We start from the raw sequence: 20002 nt of genomic DNA, 5'->3' as shown, positions 1-20002 counted from the left end.
CAGTACCAAACCTATCCTATGAGATGATTAAGAATTACCTGAAAATCGCCTACCGAAACCTGCTGCGGCAGAAGACATTTTCCATCATCAACATCGTCGGTTTAACCGTCGGCCTGACATGCTGTTTCCTGATTCTGCTCTTTATACGGCACGAACTGAGCTACGACACCTTTCAGCAGAAAATCGACCGGATTTACCGCATCAGCTACCTGCCCAAATTTGCGGGGCTGGAAGAACCGCTGGCCCTGACGCCCCCCACGGTTTCGCCCTTGCTGACCTCCAATTTTTCGGAAATCGAGCGATCGGCCCGGGTCTACCGCAGCAGTGCCACCATCGAGCTGATGGACAACCGGCAGTCGCAACCCGTCAAATTCGACGAGGAGCGGTTTTTCTTCAGCGATTCGACCCTGCTCGACATCTTCTCTTTCAAGTTCCTGCAAGGCAATCCGCGTACGGCTCTGAAAGACAAATTTACGGTGGTGATTACCGATGAAATGGCCGCGAAGTATTTCGGCAAAACCAGTCCTTTGGGCAAAACGCTGCTCTACGAAGGCCAGCATCCGTTGCGGGTGACGGGCGTGGTGGAAAAATTTCCGGACAATTCGCACATTCACATTGATTTGCTGTCGAATTACGAAACCATGTTTGCGACTGAAAGTGAGAACGCCCGGCAAAATCTCCCGCGAAACTGGGTCATTTCCCACGGCTACACCTACGTCCTGCTGCGCCCCGGAACCTCGCCGGAGTCGGTCAATGCCCGGTTTCCGAAGTTTCTGCTGACACACGCCGACAAGCAGTTTGCCAACGATATTGTGTATGCGCTGGACCCGATGCGGGATTTCCACCTGCGTTCGCGGGCGCAGGGCGCTCCGGAAGCTCCCGGCAGCATGACCTACATTTACGTTTTTCTCGGCATTGCCGTCATCACCCTGCTGATTGCCTGCATCAATTTTGTAAACCTCTCGACGGCCCGCTCCCTCAAGCGGGCGAAAGAAGTCGGTATTCGGAAGGTTCTGGGCAGTGAAAAACAACAACTGATTGCGCAATTTCTGGGCGAATCCCTCCTGTTGAGCGTCATCGCCCTGGTGTTTTCCTTCGTTCTGATTGCGGTTTTGCTACCGGTTCTCAACAACCTGACCGGCAAAGAACTAACCATTCGGCATTTTCTGTCCGACGCCGGTTTGCTGGTGCTGTTTGCCGGAATTGCATTACTAACCGGTTTATTATCCGGCAGTTATCCCGCTTTTTTCGTATCCGGTTTCCAGCCGATTGCGACCCTGAAAGGCAGTTTTGTCAGTGGAAAAGCCCGGGGTGGGCGGTTGCGGCAGGTGCTGCTGGGCGCGCAGTTTGTGGCGTCGATTGCGCTGATCATCGGCGCGCTGGTGGCTTTTCAACAACTGGAATACCTGAAAAACCGCCCGCTTGGATTTGAAAAGGACTTCATTATCACGGCCAATACGCGAAACGAAAAGATCACCAACGTTTTCGCCAACCGCTCGGACAGCGCGTATTTCCGGTTGCGGACCTTCCGGGACATTCTGCTCAAAAACCCGCAGATCAGTCAGGTAACGCTGTCGACCCAGCAAATGGGTTCCGGTTCGGTCCGGCGGAATGTCATCGCCGAGGGCCATTCGCCCGACGAGAATATTTTTATCGGAACAATGGGCGTCGATCACAACTTTGCCCAAACCTACGGACTCAAATTTGTGGCCGGACGGGATTTCTCGGAGTCGTTTCCAACGGACAAGACGGCGGCTTTTCTGATCAACGAAACCGGGGTGAAGCAACTGGGCTGGAAATCGGCCACCGAAGCCGTCGGCAAGTCGGTCAATCTGGAAGGCAAACAGGGCAAGATCGTCGGCGTTCTGAAAGATTTCCACAACCAGTCGCTGCAACGCCCCATCGAAGGCATGCTGATGACGATCGACCAGCCGTTGCTGCGGCTTTTCTCAATCAAAATTCAGTCGCAAAACCGGGCCGAAACCCTGAAGTTCATCCAGCAGGAATGGGATCGGTATTTTCCCGAAAAAGGTTTCGCTTCGCAGTTTCTGGATGATAACCTCGCCCGGTTGTATGAAAACGAGCAACGGCTGAGCCAGCTCATTGGGTATTTCGCCGGGCTGGCCGTTCTCATTTCTTGCCTGGGTTTATACGGTCTGGTGTCGCTCGTTACGCAGCAAAAAACCAAGGAAATCGGTATTCGTAAAGTGCTGGGGGCCACCGTCAGCAGCATTGTCGGGCTGGTGTCGCGTGATTTTGTGATTCTGGTGGTTGTCGCGCTGGTCATTGCCTCTCCGCTGGCGTGGTGGGCCATGACCAAATGGCTGGCGGAGTTTGCCTATAAAATTGACATCGAATGGTGGATGTTCGCGCTGGCGGGCATTCTGGCGGTTTTCGTCACCCTGATCACGGTGAGCTTTCAAAGCATCAAAGCCGCCCTGAAAAATCCGGTCACTTCACTTCGTTCGGAATAATCCCATGTTCAAAAGCTACTTAAAAATCGCCTGGCGAAACTTCCGCAATCAGCGGTTTTTCTCGCTTATCAACCTGCTGGGGCTTTCCGTTGGGATGGCTGCCTGCCTGGTCATCGGACTGTATGTTACGTTCGAGAAAAGTTACGACAATTTTCACACCGACGCCGACCGAATTTACCGCATCCAGCTCGACGCCTATCAGTCGGAAGGAAAACTGGCCTGGCGGTCGGCCACATCGTTTCCGGCTATCGCGCCGACGATGAAAAAAGACTATCCCGAAGTCGAGGATTTTACCCGGCTCTATGATGCCAACAACGGCGTTGTCAGCTTTGGTGACCGGCATTTCCGGGAAACGAATTTCTTCTACGCTGATTCCAACGCCCTGTCGTTTTTTAATATCGGTTTAGTAAAAGGCGACCCGAAAACGGCGTTGATCGGAACCAGAAAGGTGGTTTTGTCAGAATCGACCGCCCGGAAATATTTCGGAGATACCGACCCGCTCAATAAAACCGTGAAGCTGGATACCAGTTCGTATCTCGTTACGGGCGTGTTTAAGGATTATCCCAAAAACTCCCACCTCGAAATCGACTTGCTGTTCTCGTATCTCACCGAGCCAGACGCGCAAACCAGTTGGGGCTGGTACGACTTTTTCTCCTACGTCAAACTCCGCCCCGCTCGCAACGGCGAACCGACCAACCCGCAGCAACTGGAAGCCAAGCTGCCGGCGATGCTGATGAAATACAACGGCGAATGGTACCGGCGGTCGGGCAAAAAAAACGTTTTGCTGCTGCAACCGCTGCGCGATATTCACCTGGAATCGCACCTGAACCAGGAAGCCGAAGTGAATGGCGACGGCCAAACCGTGCAGTTTCTGGTGTGGGTCGCCTTTGCCATCCTGATCATTGCCTGGATCAATTACATCAACCTTTCCACCTCCCGCGCGCTCGACCGGGCCAGGGAAGTCGGAATCCGCAAGGTGGTGGGCGCCCTGCGCTCGGGGCTGATCCGGCAGTTTATCCTGGAATCCCTGCTGCTGAATCTGCTGGCTTTCGGACTGGCCATCGGGCTGGTCTGGGCCTTGCTGCCGTCGTTCAATTTGCTAACCGGAAAACCGCTGGATTTCTCCCAATTCTTCACGAACGGTCTGTGGGCAAACGGACTGCTCGTGTTCTTTACGGGCACGGTTTTGTCCAGCCTGTATCCGGCATTCGTGCTTTCCGACTACGAGCCCATTGCAGTTTTGAAAGGCCGTTTTTCGCAAACCACGCAGGGAATGGGACTGCGACAAACGCTGATTGTGGTGCAGTTTGCGGCTTCGGTTGCCCTAATAATCGGAACGTTGACGGTTTACAAGCAACTGCGGTTTATGCAAAAACAGGCGTTGGGCTTCAACAAAGAACAGACGCTGGTGTTGCAGGCGCCCCGCGTAACCGATGCCAGTTTCCCGACGCGTTCGGAGACGTTTAAACAACTGCTCTTGCAGCAGAATCTGGCCGAAAGCGCAACGGGCTCGGCCTATGTGCCGGGAATCGAGATTCTGTGGACCAACAGTTTCCGGCGAAAAGACGAGAACCGGGAAAACTTCAGTACGATGTTTCTCACCTCGATCGACAACGACTTTCTGGATAGTTATCAAATCGGTCTGGTGGCGGGTCGGAACTTCAACCGTAGTTTTGGCACCGACTCGATGGCCGTTCTGCTCAATGAAACGGCCGTCAGCACATTTGGTTTCCAATCGGCGGCAGATGCGCTGGATAAAGAGATTATGTCGGGCAACAACCCGCTAAAGATTATTGGTGTCGCAAAAGATTTCCATCAGCAGGGGCTGAAACGGGTCAAAGATCCGATGGTTTTTCTGTCGGTGTATCGCCGTCCTGACCAATTACGCAATTTGAACTATTACTCACTGAAAGTTCGGACGGGCAATTTACCCGCCACAATAGCGGCTGTGGAGCGCCAGTTTGAACAGGCATTTCCCGGGAATCCGTTCGAATATTTCTTTCTGGACGAGTTCTTCAGTCAGCAATATAAGTCGGATCAGCAGTTTGGAACGGTTTTCGGCCTGTTTGCCGGACTTGCCATCTTCATTGCTTCGCTGGGTTTGCTGGGCCTGATTTCGTTCACCGTAGCCCGCCGAACCCGCGAGATTGGTATCCGCAAAGTCCTGGGTTCCGATGTTTCGGCCATTGTTTTTTTGCTGACGAAAGATTTCATCCGGTTGGTGCTGTTTTCCATCGTCATTGCGGTGCCACTCGCCTGGTATTTGATGACCGGCTGGCTGGCCGGGTTTGCTTACCGCACCTCGATTGGTGTCGGCATTATCGTCGTTGCCGGTGTGATGGCGCTGGCGATTGCCGTACTAACCGTTTCATTTCAATCCATCAAGGCGGCTTTCATGAATCCGGTAACCTCACTTCGTTCAGAGTGAAGCGTTAAGAGTGATGAGTTAAGAGTTGCTGACGCATTTCTTTTTAACTCATCACTCTTAACTCCGAACTCATAACTCTTCACTAAAATGCTTCACAACTACCTCACAACCACCCTGCGTCACCTCTGGCGGAACCGGTTATTCACGGCTCTGAACATCTTGGGCCTGGCCATTGGCATCAGCGGATGCTGGGTCAGTTACCGGATTGTCAGCTATGAATTCAGTTTCGACACCCAACAGCCCAACCGCGAGCGGATTTACCGGGTGGTCAGCCATTTTAAGTCGGAGGGAAATGAAGGAAAAAATGCCGGGGTGCCGATGCCCATGGCCGAAGCCATCCAGGAACAGGTGCCGGGTCTGGAGAAGGTAGTGCCGGTTTGGGATCACTGGAAACAGAGCGTTCTGATTCCGGGCGGGAAAGCCGGTTCCAATCAGTTTTCGGAACCGGAAAAGCTCATCGTCACCAACAACGACTACTTTGAAATGGTGCCGCACCAGTGGCTGGCCGGAAACCTTGCCACGGCTCTGGATGCACCCAATCAGGTGGTGCTGACGCAAAGCCGGGCGGAAAAATATTTTCCGGGCGTTCCCACGGCAAAGGTGCTGGGCCGCACAATCATCTACGACGATACCGTTATGGTGCGGGTTTCGGGCGTGGTGGGCGACCTCGCTTTTCCGAGCAGTTTCGATGCCCAGGAGTTCTTTCCCATAAAAGGAACGACCAACCGGAACCCGAGCTGGGGCGGTGTCAGCTCCAACAACAGGCTGTATATCCAACTGGTTCCGAATGCGGTTCCGGCGAAGGTGTTGAAGCAGATCAATGCGATTTCTGCCCTGAATGGCGCGGAAAATATGAAGAAATACCACTTCAAAAGATGGCATGAACTGCTTCCGCTGGCACAGGTGCATTTTTCGACGGAATACGGCGAAAACCTGCGCAAGGCCAACCGCAATGTACTCTACGGTTTGATGGGTATTGCGGCTTTCCTGCTGCTGCTGGCCTGCATCAATTACATCAACCTCACCACGGCGCAGATGCCGCAGCGGGCCAAAGAGGTCGGCATCCGCAAAACGCTGGGCAGTTCGCGCTGGCACCTGATCCGGCAGTTTCTGGGCGAAACGCTGGTGATCACAATCCTGGCGGTTTTGCTTTCGGCTTTTCTGTCGCAGTGGACGCTGGCGGTATTTGAGAAGCTGATTCCGGACGGCATGAATGCGTATACGGATTTCGGAAAGATGGCTATTTTTCTGGGGATATTGGTGCTGGGGGTTACCGGTTTTTCCGGCCTCTATCCCGGCTGGCTCGTCACCCGCGTTCAGGCCGTGAGCATGATGCGCGGCCAGGTCACGGCGGAAGTCGGAAAAGGCGGTTTGACGATGCGCAAAAGCCTGATTGTCTTCCAGTTTGTAATCGCCCAACTGTTCATTGTCGGAACGATGCTGGTGGGTCGGCAACTGAATTACCTGCTCCACAAAGACCTGGGCTTTAACCGGGAAGCGGTTTTGCTGTTCAACGTTCCCTGGAAACTAAGCGACAAACCCGCCTACAAAAACCGTCAGTTTACGATGCAGCAGGAACTGGCGAAACAACCCGGTATTGCCGGCGTCGCGCTGGGCAATGCACCCATGAACCAGTCGTTCAACAGCAACAGTTACCAGTACAAGACGAAAAAAGGTGAGATTATTGAGAAAGGCATGTTTCTCAAATACATCGATACGACCTTGCTGGCGATGTATAAAATTCCATTGCTGGCCGGCCGGAATCTGGCCGCATCCGACACCGCCCGCGAATACATCATCAACGAAACCGCCCTGCACGAATTCGGAATTGCGTCGCCCCAGGAAGCCATTGGAAAATACATTCAGGAGGTTGATGGACATCCGATCCCGATTGTCGGCGTGGTGAAGGATTTTCACATCGGCTCGTTTTACCAGAAAATTGATCCGGTTCTGCTGATGACGAACAAAAATAGCCTGACGACCTTCAACATCAAACTCAGTACATCGAATCCGGAACAGTGGCAGACAGCCATCCAGCAAATCGGAAAAATCTGGAAAAACTTCTACCCCACCGAACCGTTTGAATACAAGTTTTACGACAGCACGCTGGAAGAAATCTACACCCGTGAGCGGAATATGTCCCGGATCATCAACCTGGCCACCGCCGTGGCCGTCGTCATCAGTTGTCTCGGTCTTTTTGGGTTGTCGACCCTGATCGCGTATCAGCGGATCAAAGAGGTGGGGGTTCGCAAGGTATTGGGGGCCACGGTCGTTAATATTGTGGGATTGCTGACCCGCGATTTTCTGAAGCTGGTGTTGGTCGCCATCCTGATTGCGTCGCCGATTGCGTATTATTTCACCGACAAGTGGTTGCAGGATTTTGCGTACAAAGTGGCGATTGAATGGTGGATTTTTGGCGCCGGAGCCGTTCTGGCCCTTGTCATTGCTTTTGTAACCGTGAGTTTCCAGAGCATCAAAGCCGCTTTGACCAACCCGGTAAAAAGTCTTCGGAGTGAATAACTGAACTTTCCAATCTCCTATACTATGGCAGCACATATCGCTATTCCCATTCCCATGATGCCCGGCAAACAGGACATCGAAATCGAAGTCACCATCAACGGCAAGCGGCAGGAATTGCACTACCGCGTGGAGCTGTTTTACTGGGAAGACTGCAACATTCCGACCATCGACCGCGTGGATTGCATCCGACAGATGCTGGCGCACTATGATCAGGACTGGACGCTCTACTACATTGGTTCGCCCACCGACCAGTTTGTGCCGATCACCTTCGTGAAGCGGGAGGATCTGGTGAAACAAAGGCGGATGTTGGTGGAGTCTTGACGTAAAGTATTTCGCGGAGTTGAGCGGAGAAAAAAAGGAGTTAAGCAGAGATTTATAAACCTCCGCTTAACTCCTTTCTTCTTCGCTCAACTCCGCGAAATAACTTCTTATTTATTCTTATCCCACCACAACGGCGTTGCCGCGTTGTCCGGTCCGCCTAGCAACGCAACAGCCGCTTTGACCGCTGCCGTGTTGGAGGTTTCTTCCAGCAGCAGGAACGGAATCCGGCGGGGATAGGCCGTCGTCGGAACGTCGGTGTTGACTGAGTTGACCACCGGATACAATTTTGGAAACCGCGTCCGGCGAACTTCCGCCCATGCTTCGATGCCGTCGGGATAAACCGCCAGCCATTTCTGCGTACCGATCTGTTCCCGCTGAATCGCTTCGGTAGCACCCCATTTGACGGGAATCGTCGACAAAGCCGGTGATTTCTGCTGATCCTGCGGAGCAACCGGCGTTTTGGTGCTGACGATGTAGGCATCGGTCAGGGCGCTACTGATTCCCCAGCCATCCATCGACGCCCGGATGCCTTTTTCGTAGGCCTGTTGCGCCGTCGTTCCACCCACATTCCAGCCATTCAGAGCCGCTTCGGCTACCAGAAAATACGCTTCAGCCGTGTGCATAATATCCTGTTTGGTAGCGTATTGCTGCGCCCAGGCCGATCCGGTGCCGGTGTTTTTCACCCAACGATCGCCAATGTTGGAGTTGTTGTCGTTGTTGTTGAGCGGATCGGTCAACTCGACGGAACCCAGCCCGTTGCGAACGCCTTCGTACGTTTTGGTGTTGAAAGCGGGCTGAAAGTAAATCCCAATCCGGGGATCATCGAAGCCTTTCAGGATCGACTCCATCGACGCACTCATCCGAAACTCGCCCCAGCCGGAGATCGTCGCCAAACCGTTGTAATCATTCCCCACCTGGTTTTTGGTCATCAGCGCATTGTCGGCAACGTCGGTCAGCAAACCGCCCGCGATGGCAGCCTCTGCTTCGGTTTTGGCCCGGGCCGGATCTACTTTCGAAATCCGCATCGCCAGCCGCAGCCGCAGCGTGTTGGCAAATTTGATCCATTTGTTGACATCTCCCGCGTAGATGATGTCGTAGCTTCCGTACGGTTTTTCCGCCGTTTTGCCTTTCAAAACCGTCGTTGCAGCCGCCAGGCGTTTGAAGAAGTCGTCGTAAATTTTGTCCTGCGGATCGTATTTAACGCTGTTGGCCGGAATGCCCGCATCGAAATACGGCACCGGGCCGTAGTAATCTGTCAGGCGGTGAAACGCAAACACCCACCAGATGCTGGCCAGGGCATACTGCGACGAAGCCGGGTCGGTCTGGTCGAACAAGGTTTTCAACTGCGGCACCACCTGTGTATAAATCGGGTTCCAGTGCGAATTGATCCAGGTCCGGTGCATAAAATACCGGTCCGACTGGAAGTTCGGTGTCGTGGTAGCGTAGTATTGGGCGTACAGATCCGCAAACAGGTTCTGGGCCGTCTGGTACGTACCGGCGGCATACGACGCCTGTTGTTGGGCCCGCGAAAACAAATATGGGAGTTCAGTCGCACTTAGTGTGGTGATGGCGGTTTTGCTGGTATTGATTTCGTCAAAATCGCTCGTACAGCCACTCCAGATGCCGGCCGCCCCGGCAATCAGGCCGATGGCGGATAATCTTATTACTTTAGTACCTACTATTTTCATGGTGAGTTCTGTGTTGATTCTTAAAAATTAGCCCCCAACCCCCTAAAGGGGGCTCAAAAATCCGGATTGTTAAAGCCTCCTTTAGGGGGTTGGGGGCTTTTATCGGACAATTCTTTTGTTTCAGAACGACGATCAGAATCCTAATTTTAAGTTAAGACCAACGGTACGGGTCGAAGGCAGCGCACCGTATTCGGAACCCTGGTAGTTGGCTGCACTCAGGTTCACGTCCGGGTCAAACGGCAACTTGCGGGTTTTCAAACCGGGAATGTCCATCGTGGCGTTGCCCCGGTACAGGAAAAACAGGTTGCGTGCCGTGAGGGACAGGCGGGCGTTTTTGATGAAAAAGCCTTGCGGGAACGGAATATTGTAGCCCAAAGTTGCTTCTCTCAAGCGCACGTTCGTGGTTGAATACGAGAAAAACTCACCCCAGGTATAGCGGCCCTGCGATACGGTTTGCCAGAATTGCTCGGCAGTAACCGCTTTCGTGTTGGTTTCGCCCGTTGCCGTTACGCCCGGCAATACCCAGCCGCCTTCGCGGTTTTCGAGGGTATACTTGGCCGTTCCGTCATACGCCAGGTTGCCATCCGTTCCGGAAACCATGATGCCCCCCACCCGGCCATCGACCAGGAAGCTCATCACAAAGTTCTTGTAGGAGAACGTGTTGCTAAACCCGAACGTCAGCTTGGGGTTGAAGTTTCCGATGGTTTTGAAAGCACTGACCACCGGTAAGCCGTTGGCATTCACCAGCAAACGATCCTGCGCATCTCTCGCCCAGCCATAGGCCTGAAGATCACCGTAGGAACCGCCTTCCGTCACCACGGCGGTCGTCGTCCGCGTATTTCCGCCCAGCGTAGCACTCTTGATATTCGGGTGGAGTTCAACGATGGTGTTGACGTTCCGCGCAAAGTTCAGCGAGGCATCCCAGGTAAAACTATTGCCCTTCAACGGCGATGCGCTCAGGGTTAGTTCAAAGCCTTTGTTGTTGATTTTCCCGGCATTGACAAACTGGCTGGCAAAACCCGACGCCGGAGCCAGACCGAGCGAAAGCAACTGGTTGACCGTGTTGCTGTTGTAGTAGGTAAAATCAACCCCTAAACGGCCACCCAAAAACCGTACGTCGGCCCCGAATTCGGTGGATGACGAAATTTCAGGTTTCAGGTTTTCAGCCGGGCGGGTCGTGCTGCGGGAAATATAACCGCCCGTTCCACCCTGTGAGAACGCGTACGTCTGGAGCAGGCTATACGGCGCGGCATCGTTCCCCACCTGCGCCCACGAACCCCGCAGTTTGGCAAAACTGATCCAGTTTGGCAGTTTTACCGCGTCGGAGAGAATGATGTTGGCACCGAATGACGAATAAATGTAGGAATACGGTTTGGGTAACGTAGACGACCAGTCGTTCCGCACCGACGCATCAACCGTCAGGTAATCGCGGAACGAAACGGAAGCGGTTCCAAACACATATTGCAGTTCTTTCTCGTTATAACCGGTAATCTGCGTCAGGTTCGACGCGAAAGAAAGGTCGAAGCGGTTGGCTACCGACAAACCGTTGGTGCTGGCGCCCACCTGCGAGAAACGGTTGTAGGTCGACCCGGCGCCCACGTTGTAGGTTACGGCGAAGTCTTTTCCGATGTTGTTGTTCCCGGAAATGATCACGTCCATGTTGCGCTCCAGTTGCTCACCTGTATAATCCGAATACGAACCACCCGCTCCGGCAAACAGCAGCGTGTTGTTGGAATACCCGAAGTTATACCGGTCGGCATACCAGTCGTAACTGATCCGTCCCTGCACATTCAGCCAGTCGGTCAACTGGTATTTGGCCGAACCGAGGGCAATCACCCGGTTCCGTTTTTCGAGCGCAAACGTTTTGTTGAGCGTCCAGTAAGGGTTCATATAGATCCCCGAGCTGGTCCAGTAGGTCGGTTTGCCGTTGGCGTCTTCATACGTATTGTAGACGTTGTTCAGATCGACACTGCGCGGCACCTTGTAGAGGTTCATCGTCACCGAGCTTTCCTCACCGGAGCGGGGCTTGTTGTCAATCTTCTGGTTGATGTAGGTAATCTTGGCATCGGTCGAAAACCGCTTCGTAATCTGCGACGTAAGCCGGAGGTTCAGCGTATGACGCATCAGCTCATTGTTGGGCAGAATGCCCTGGTTGTAGTTGTTGGTGTAGGACGTGTAGGTCTGCACCTTTTCGCTACCAGCCGCAATGCCCACCGAATTGTTGGTCGAAATCGCATCCCGGAAAAAGTCTTTGATGTTGTCGGGATAGGTCGTGGCAGCGGCTCCCCAGCTATACGGCGAGTTGGCGCTGGTTTTGCCACCGGCACCCTGCCCGAACGTATTTTGCAAACTGGGTAACATAAACGGCGTTTCCATCTGAACCCCGGAGTTCACATCGACCGACACTTTTCCGGCTTTCCCTTTTTTCGTCGTGATCATGATGACCCCGTTGGCCGCACGGCTGCCGTACAGAGCCGAAGCTGCCGGGCCTTTCAGCACGTTCATCGACTCGATGTCGTCGGGGTTAATGTTGTTGGCACCATCGCTGCCGTTGATCCCGCCAAAGTCGCCGGTGACCTGGCCACGGACGGTGTTGTCGACCGGAACGCCGTCGATCACAAACAAGGCATTGTTGTTACCGGTGATGGAGCGGTTTCCGCGCAAAACCACCCGCGTCGCTGAACCGGGACCCGACGAACCCTGCGTCACGACCATCCCGGCCACTTTTCCGGAAAGCGTGTTGACAAAGTTGGCATCCCGAACATCGACCAGTTTTTTGCCGTCGATCTGCTGGGTAGAATACGTCAGGGTTTTCGCGTTTCGTTCGATCCCAAGGGCCGTTACAACGATTTCGTTCAACTGCTTGGCATCTTCCTGAAGCGTCACATCGACCACCGAACGATCACCCACGGTAACTTCCTGCGACAAAGCCCCGATGAATGAGAAAATCAAAACCGTAGCGTCGTTGTCGACCATCAGCGTATATTTTCCGACACTGTTGGTAGTGGTGCCTTTGGTTGTGCCTTTGATGACGACGTTAACCCCCGGCAGCGCGTTGCCATTGTTATCCTTAACGGTTCCGGTTACTTCTTTTTCAAGGGTGGCCACCGCACCGGCTTTGGCCGGGTTGGCATAGGTTGGAGCCGGCGGAGCAGACAATGCCATTCCGATGGCCAGCAGAACAAGGGTGTAGGACCGAGACCGGCGTTTGAAGGGCGCTTTCCGGTTCAAAAAAAGTACTGGTTTTCGCATGGGGAAATGAAGTTAGAAATGGTAAAAGAGAATTATAGGTGGGTATGTTGAGTACAATCGGAAAACGAACAATTGTTTTGCTGAATAGTGACATTACTCTATTTAATTTCCCATTATGGCGGTAATTTAATAGGAAATTGGGGATTTTTCGCCAATCCCTATACCAGAAATTATTTCTGCCGTTTTTGGATTATTCTCCTTTAAAAGATTTTTAAAGAATTAGAAGCGATTTCTTAAAAAAAGTTTGACTCATCCGAATCCAACGGTAACTGCCGGATAGAAAGCCTTTTAATGACTGAATAGAAAGCTTTTACATTTCGTTTACAATGTTTTACGGGCATTAATTGGCCGCGTTTGGCAGGGACGATACATTTGGTCCATTGTCCACTTAACGAAAAGCCACCATGTCAAAAAAATGGATTTTTCTCGTCTTCTTTTTCGGTACAGTTTCCCAGCCGTCCGTTTTTAGTAGTTCCGTGCTGTTGACGGAAAACCGGGTAACCGATTCTCACGAAAGCAGTAAGCCAACTGCTGAGAAAAAAACGAAAGAATTTTCCGATAATCCCTTACTATTAGACGGTATTCCGCTGGATTATTCCTTTTTCTCGCTCAATAGCCGGGGCAAATTGACCGTTGTTGCCGGCGATCCCTATTCGCCCGATGCCGTCAAAATTCCATTCCGGGTTTATCTGCGACGGGACGGAAAACCGCTCAATATGGCAAAAGCGGATGGGCGTTGCGAAAAGGCTGAAATTGAGCTATCAGACGTGCTGGCATACGCGCACGTCGGCGATGATCTGGTGATTGAACCGACCCGAAAAGAAGACGAAGTTGCCCGGCGGATCATCCGGTTGAAGCTTTTCTGGTTTCTTAAACTCCCATTCAGAAAAGGAGACGGATGTTAACCAGTGCCTTAGTCGCTATGAGAAAAATCTTAATTTTATTGCTCGGATTGCCGGTTTTTGGATTTGCCCAAACCCCGGAAAAATGGATTCAGAAACCGGTCGAACAATGGCCGCCGATTGCCCTGGTCAATGAAGTTTTGTATAAAAACGGGGATCGATACGAAGACCCGACAATCACCTATGCCGCCAGCGGTTTTTTGCTCGATACCGGAAAAGACACGCTGGCGGTAACGGCAAAACACATTTTGTGGGTCGCCCGCAACAAAGCGACGAAGCGGGTGGTGATCAACGACCAGCTTAAAACGTGGAAGATGTACCCGAAACACCAGCCCGCGGATTCGGTGGTCATTGATCGGTTGATGAACGAAGATTCCACCGAAAAACTGTGGGATGGTTTTGACAACGGGGTGTTGCAGCGGGATTGGCTTGTTTTTTCAACCAAATCAGTTTCGCCGAAAATTCAACCGGTCAGGCTGCGGGAGAGGGCGGTTTCGGTCGGCGAAAAGGTGTATCTGACGGGCAACCCCTACCGGTTTCAACAAACGCTGACGGCGAAAGGTCAGGTAGTGAAAACCGAAGGACCGGTGTTTTATGTCCAGTTTGAGGGCGCAGGCATGGATACGGTTTTTCTGGGTGGTGCCAGCGGATCGCCGGTCATCGACGCCCATGGAAAACTGATCGGAATTTATTCGAATGGCCGGACGGATGGGAAAACCGGCAAGCGTATAAACGTCATCAGTTCAACGGATTACCTAAAAAAAATACTGGCCGGTACCCAACCGCTTAACGTCAACCGAAAACCGGTTTCGGTGTACCTCGATTCGTTGCTGCATCGGGAAACCGTACAAAAAGCATTACCGGTTTTTGATCGGTTCCGGAAAACGGAATCGTCGTTTTATCAGTATGAACTTACGTATCTAAACCACGATGCGATTCTGAAAACCGGTGAAAAACTGATTGGCGAAAACCGAAAAGAGGAAGCAGTTCTTTATTTTGATTACTTTGTTAAAAATTTCGATTACCACGGTTATCTGATGTCGCTGGCCAAAACATGGGTGCTGGTCAATCGAAAACCGGAAGCGGTTAAACGGCTGGAAACGGAAGTAAAAAAACCGGGCATCGATCCGTACGTGAAAGATGAACTGGAGAAATTGCTGGCAGACATTGTTCGCCGGGAATAAAACGGTATTAAACATGGGAAAAGCAACCCGAATCATCGCCCTCAGTGTCGTTCTGTTAACGGCCTTGCTCTTCGTGCAGTTTGTTCGTTCGACGCCCAGCCCGGCGCAGTCCGAAAAAAACCGGTTTGCGGAGAAAGTCAACCTCGCCCTTCGCCGGACGGCCCATCAGATGCTGGCAGCCGCGGGCGACTCGACGTCGCAGATTCCGCCCGTTCAGCAAACCGATGCCAGCACGTTTCTGATCCGGTTGGATCAATCGTTCGACTACGATAAATTGCCCGAATTGTTGCAGAAATCTCTTCAGATTCATGCGATTAACGAGAAATACGACGTTGCCGTCCTGAACTGTTCCGACGGGAAAATCCAGTTGGGTTACTCGGTTCTGGACGTTAGAAAAAAGCAGGTTGTCGCTTGTTCCGGCCGGGTGCAAACCAAAGGTTGCTACAACCTGCAAGTCCGGTTTGCAACGCCCGAAGCCGCTCCCCCAATCACAATGAACTGGTGGATGCTGGCTATTGGGAGTGTGTTGACGGCACTGGTTTTTACCGTTTTCCGCCAGTCGGCATCACCGAAAGAAGCAACCGCTTCGCCGGTTTCTACACCGGAAGAAGATCATAAACTCCACTTTGGAGACTCCAGTCTCGATATGGCCAATCTGAAATTGATTGCCAATGATCAGGAACACGACCTGACGTATCGGGAAGCCAAGCTGCTCCGCCTTTTTGCCATGAATCCGAACCAACTGCTGGAACGTGATTTTATTCTCAAATCGGTCTGGGAAGACGAAGGCATCATTGTCGGGCGCAGTGTCGATGTGTTCGTCTCACGGCTGCGGAAACTATTGCAGGACGACCCAACGCTCAAGATCGTCGCTGTCCACGGCGTAGGGTATCGCCTGGAAATCCGTCCTATTTGAACACGGTTTTTAGATCCAATTCGATACCGGTGGTGACATCATTGAAGATGTTATCACGGTAAAATAGAACCGAGCCATCTGGCAGAAAAAGCTGAATTGCTTTCACCGACGGCATCACAATCCAGGCCGACTGAACCCCCGACGGAAAATATACTTTCCGAATCTTGCTCGCCAACACTTCATACGCCTGGCGGGGTGACAGAATTTCAATCGTAGTAATTGGCGGTGTGGTCATTTTGATAATATCATCGTCTTCCCAATTAAATTTTAATTTAGGGTAGATGCAGATATCAGGAATGGCCGTGCCGTAGGTTAAGTCGAGGTCAAGTTCAGTCAAAACATCAAATTCAGGCTCGTATTTCTCCATAATTAGGTGACTGATACGGACTTCAAGAATGGAATGGTTGCGGCTGGGCATGGGTTTCCCACGTAGGATTTCGGCTTCCGTTAATTCAATGACATCATCCATAACACAGAGCGGTTTTTACAAAAATACGAAAAACGAACCAGTAAATGCTCCAAAATTACCTCAAAATCGCCTTCCGCCATTTATGGCAAAACCGGCTGTATTCGGTCATCAACGTCGTTGGTCTGGCCGTTGGCATCACCTGCCTGTTGCTGGCGATTCTCTATATAAAAGACGAGCGAAGCTATGACCGGTTTCACGAGAACAACCCGAACCTCTACCGGATCACAACGACCACGACCGAAACCCGGGGCGGAACCGGCGAGACGAACGGCGGCACAGGTCAGGTGCAGGGACCGGCCTTCAAAGCAGAAGTGCCTGAAGTACAGAACTACGTGCGGGTGATGGGAGGAGACATCCAGGGCATGTTTGTGGCCAACCATAAATCGTTTGTGCTTCACCCCTTTTTTGTCGACTCCACTTTTTTCAACGTGTTTTCTTTCAAGCTGTTGAGTGGCAATCCGAAAACCGCCTTGCGGGGGGCAGGCACGGTCGTCATCACCGAACGGACGGCGCGGAAACTATTCAACAGCCTCGACGTAATCGGGAAAACGTTGCTGGAAGACGGGCCTTCCGGCAAGCGGGTGGGAGCATCGATCATCACCGGTGTGGTGCAGGACCCGCCCAAAAACTCCTCTCTCCAGTTCGATCTGCTGTTTCCGTTCCGGTTCATGCAGGTGTCATTCGACGACACCAGTTGGCTGAACTCCTATCTGAGCACCTTTGTCGTGCTGCATCCGAACTCTGATTTGAATATCGTTGTCCGGAAATTCGGAAAAGTGTATGATATTCACGCCCGACAGCAGGTGGCCGAAAATCGAAAAAACTACGGCTTCGATCCCACAATCAGCTACGGTTTACAGCCCATAACCGATATTCATTTACAGCCCCTTTACCACCACGAAAACAATCGGGAAGGCGGTATTACCAACGGCAGCAACCCGGTTTTTTCGTACCTCTTTTTGGGTATTTCGGCCTTTATTATGCTGATGGCTTCCATTAATTTCATCAACATCAGTCTGGCGAACTCGCTGAAACGGACCAAAGAAATCGGGGTTCGGAAACTAACGGGGAGCAGTTCGCAACGCATTATGGCTCAATTCCTGGGGGAGTCGGCGATTCTGTGTCTGGGGGCTTTTGGGGTAGCGATTCTGATGGCGCAGTTGACGCTACCGGTTTTTAACCAGTTAGCTGGCAAAGCCATCGTTTTCAGTGAAATCCTGGACGGCAAACTCCTGCTTTATTTTATTATCCTATTGATTTTTAATATTTTGCTAGCGGGTCTTTATCCGGCATTCGTTCTGTCTAATTTTAAACCCACCGACGTATTGTATAATAAACCGCGACTTTCGGGGCGGAGTTGGCTGGGGCAAACGCTCGTCATGATTCAATTTGCCCTGTCGGTTTTTCTGGTGATTGCGACCACGGTTTTCTACCATCAGATGGATTATGTGCGGACGAAAGACCTGGGCTACGATCCGTATCAGGTCGTCGGAACGTACATTCCTTTCAGCGATGATTTGAAAGTCGATCAGGCTTTTCTGCGGACCGAACTGGCGGGCGAGCCCTTGATCCGAACCGTTTCGTTTACCAGTGACTTGGGCGGATCGTACGAAACCCGCGTGGGGAATCAGAAAATTGAAAGCCGCTACCAGTACATTGACGAAAACTACCTACCGGCTTTGGGCATCCGACTGAAAGCCGGGCGCAACCTATCCCCTGCTTTCGCGTCTGACAAAACCGAGGCCGTTCTGGTCAATGAAACGTTCGTAAAGACCGCGGGGCTGGAGAAGCCGATCGGGAAAACCATCCGCCTGCATGAGAATTTCAGCCAGAAACCACTGACCATCATTGGGGTGATCAAGGATTTTCATGCCAGTTCATTGCGGGAGCGCATTCGACCGATGGCCCTGTTCATGCGGGAAGATCAGGCCAGCGGAATTTTGGTAAAAATTGACAAGAACCGCCAAAAAGAAGCCCTGACCGTTTTGAAGAACGTATACCGGAAAGCCTACCCATCCTTTGAAATGGACTACGGTTTTCAGGATGAGTTGAACGCCAAAGCCTATGAGCTGGAGCAGAAATGGCAGCGAATTGTGAGCTATGCAACCCTGCTGGCGACCCTGATTTGCGGCCTCGGCGTGTTCGGCCTGGCCAAACTGGCCACCCAACAGCGAACGCGGGAAATCGGTGTGCGGAAAGTGCTGGGCGCCACGGTGGCTGACATCGTCGCCCTGCTGTCGAGAGACTTCCTGAAACCGGTGCTGGTTGCCATTGCCGTGGCCTCACCCGTGGCGGGTTGGGTGATGAGTCGCTGGCTGCAAAACTTCGTCTACCACGTTGAGATTCAAGGGTGGGTATTTGCCCTGGCCGGTTTGCTGGCCATCGGCATCACGCTGCTGACGGTTTCGCTCCAATCGGCAAAAACCGCCCTGATGAATCCGGTGGAGAGTTTGCGGAGTGAGTGAGTTATTTCGCAGCGTTAAACAGAGGAAATCAGAGTTACGCTGAGTATTCTTTTCTCTGATAAACTCTGATTTCCCCTGATAAACCCTGTGTAATAGCTGTACGAATTTGTACCGAATCTATCGAAAAATGGCATTACCGCTCCTGTAAAATTGATTTCCAATTGTCCGACGAAACCGTATTTTGCGCAGCTTACCTGTATAAAGCTGCTTCTTATGCGCCAATCCCCGACTGACCCGGCCAACAAGCCCACCAAACCTAAAAAATCGTTCCTTCAGGAATGGCTCGATTCGATTTTGTTTGCGGTGATTGCCGCGACGCTGATCCGGTTTCTGACCTTTGAAGCCTACGCCATTCCGACACCATCGATGGAGAACAGCCTGCTGGTGGGCGATTTCCTGTTTGTCAGCAAACTGCACTACGGTTCCCGGACGCCCCAGACGCCTTTGCAGGTGCCGCTCACCCACCAGAAGATTTGGGGAACGGAAATTCCGTCGTACAGCGACCTGATTCAATTGCCGACCTATCGCCTGCCCGGTTTTACGACTGTAAAAAACGGCGATGTCGTGGTTTTCAACTTTCCCCCGCCCAAGGCTGGCGAACCGGATTACCCGATGGATTTGCGAACCAACCTCATCAAGCGCTGCATCGGTATTCCAGGCGACCAACTTGAAATCCGGCAGGAGCAGGTCTACGTCAATGGGAAGGCATTTCCGACGCCGGTTCGGGCCGAAACCAGTTATTTCGTTAGAACGACGGAGGTGCTGAACGAGCGGTTTTTCCGGAACTACAACATCATCAACGATTACAAATCGGCGGAAGGGCCTTTTATCAACTGGCAGCCCATCGAAGAATACAGCGAAGCCACGAAGGCATCCGTTCTGGTGGGCTACAGCGTCACGACCACGCCGGAGGTTATTGCCAAACTGAAAGAACTGGCGTGGGTGAAGGGAATCGAGCGAATGACAGAACCCGCCGGGCAGGCGGCTCCGGGCATTTACGGCGGCTCGGCGTATGCCTGGAACCGCGATAATTTTGGTCCGCTGGCCGTTCCGAAAAAAGGGCAAACCGTCCCGATCAACCCGCAGACTCTCGCCGTTTACGGTACGCTGATTGGCCGCCACGAAGGCAATGAAAAGGTGGAAATGACCGCTAACAGCCTCACGATCAACGGACAGCCGATTTCTTCGTACACCTTCAAGCAGGATTATTACTTCATGATGGGCGACAACCGCCACAATTCCGACGATTCGCGTTACTGGGGCTTTGTACCGGAGAATCACATCGTGGGCAAGGCGGTTTTCGTCTGGATGTCGATCGACCCCGATCCGGCGACGGTTTGGGCTAAAATCCGCTGGAACCGGTTGTTCCGGTTAATCGAATAA

12 protein-coding genes are annotated in these 20002 nt (G+C 52.3%); 9 read left to right on the top strand and 3 right to left on the bottom strand.

Translation table 11 applies throughout. The features are described from left to right. Positions 1-23 precede the first annotated feature (23 nt). From ACO064_RS22370 to ACO064_RS22355, 4 genes are all read left to right on the top strand, one after another. Positions 24-2474 carry an ABC transporter permease gene (locus ACO064_RS22370; protein WP_421829447.1) on the top strand — a complete coding sequence of 817 codons (2451 nt, stop codon included), beginning with the start codon at positions 24-26 and terminating at the stop codon, positions 2472-2474. Positions 2475-2478: 4 nt separating this feature from the next. Beyond that, positions 2479-4902, top strand: coding sequence for an ABC transporter permease (locus ACO064_RS22365; protein ID WP_421829446.1), 2424 nt, complete (start codon positions 2479-2481; stop codon positions 4900-4902). A gap of 87 nt (positions 4903-4989) precedes the next feature. Continuing rightward, complete coding sequence (locus ACO064_RS22360; RefSeq protein WP_421829445.1) at positions 4990-7422, top strand: ABC transporter permease; 2433 nt, start codon at positions 4990-4992, stop codon at positions 7420-7422. A 24-nt stretch (positions 7423-7446) separates the two neighbouring features. Continuing rightward, positions 7447-7743 (top strand): hypothetical protein, encoded by a 297-nt coding sequence (locus ACO064_RS22355; protein ID WP_114403954.1) that lies wholly within the window; start codon positions 7447-7449, stop codon positions 7741-7743. Positions 7744-7850: 107 nt separating this feature from the next. On the opposite strand, the gene ACO064_RS22350 is transcribed toward ACO064_RS22355, so the two are convergent. Next, positions 7851-9431: a SusD/RagB family nutrient-binding outer membrane lipoprotein gene (locus ACO064_RS22350; protein WP_421829444.1), complete on the bottom strand. Its 1581-nt coding sequence runs from the start codon at positions 9429-9431 to the stop codon at positions 7851-7853. Positions 9432-9563: 132 nt separating this feature from the next. Beyond that, positions 9564-12683 (bottom strand): SusC/RagA family TonB-linked outer membrane protein, encoded by a 3120-nt coding sequence (locus ACO064_RS22345; protein ID WP_421829443.1) that lies wholly within the window; start codon positions 12681-12683, stop codon positions 9564-9566. A gap of 404 nt (positions 12684-13087) precedes the next feature. Here ACO064_RS22345 and ACO064_RS22340 point away from each other — a divergent pair, with 404 nt between their 5' ends. The 3 genes from ACO064_RS22340 to ACO064_RS22330 are packed head-to-tail and all read left to right on the top strand — an operon-like array spanning position 13088 to position 15685. Further along, positions 13088-13588 (top strand): hypothetical protein, encoded by a 501-nt coding sequence (locus tag ACO064_RS22340; protein WP_421829442.1) that lies wholly within the window; start codon positions 13088-13090, stop codon positions 13586-13588. Between the two features lie 17 nt (positions 13589-13605). Further along, positions 13606-14769 carry a S1 family peptidase gene (locus tag ACO064_RS22335; RefSeq protein WP_421829441.1) on the top strand — a complete coding sequence of 388 codons (1164 nt, stop codon included), beginning with the start codon at positions 13606-13608 and terminating at the stop codon, positions 14767-14769. Between the two features lie 13 nt (positions 14770-14782). Further along, a complete protein-coding gene (locus tag ACO064_RS22330; protein ID WP_421829440.1) occupies positions 14783-15685 on the top strand; it encodes a winged helix-turn-helix domain-containing protein in 903 nt (300 codons plus the stop codon). Here the strand turns inward: ACO064_RS22330 and ACO064_RS22325 are convergent. Beyond that, entirely contained in the window at positions 15678-16154 is a 477-nt protein-coding gene (locus tag ACO064_RS22325; protein ID WP_421829439.1) for a Uma2 family endonuclease, read from the bottom strand. The genes ACO064_RS22330 and ACO064_RS22325 overlap by 8 nt on opposite strands. Positions 16155-16198: 44 nt before the next feature. On the opposite strand from ACO064_RS22325, the gene ACO064_RS22320 reads away from it, so the two are divergent. Beyond that, on the top strand, positions 16199-18619 hold the full coding sequence (locus ACO064_RS22320) for an ABC transporter permease (RefSeq protein ID WP_421829438.1): 2421 nt from the start codon (positions 16199-16201) through the stop codon (positions 18617-18619). A 213-nt stretch (positions 18620-18832) separates the two neighbouring features. Further along, positions 18833-20002, top strand: a complete 1170-nt coding sequence (lepB, locus tag ACO064_RS22315) for a signal peptidase I (protein WP_421829437.1) — start codon at positions 18833-18835, stop codon at positions 20000-20002.

The organism is Larkinella sp. (genome assembly GCF_965227735.1).
Taxonomy (GTDB): domain Bacteria; phylum Bacteroidota; class Bacteroidia; order Cytophagales; family Spirosomataceae; genus Larkinella.
Note: the sequence above shows the minus strand (reverse complement) of the source record. Positions and strands in the feature narration are given on the sequence as shown.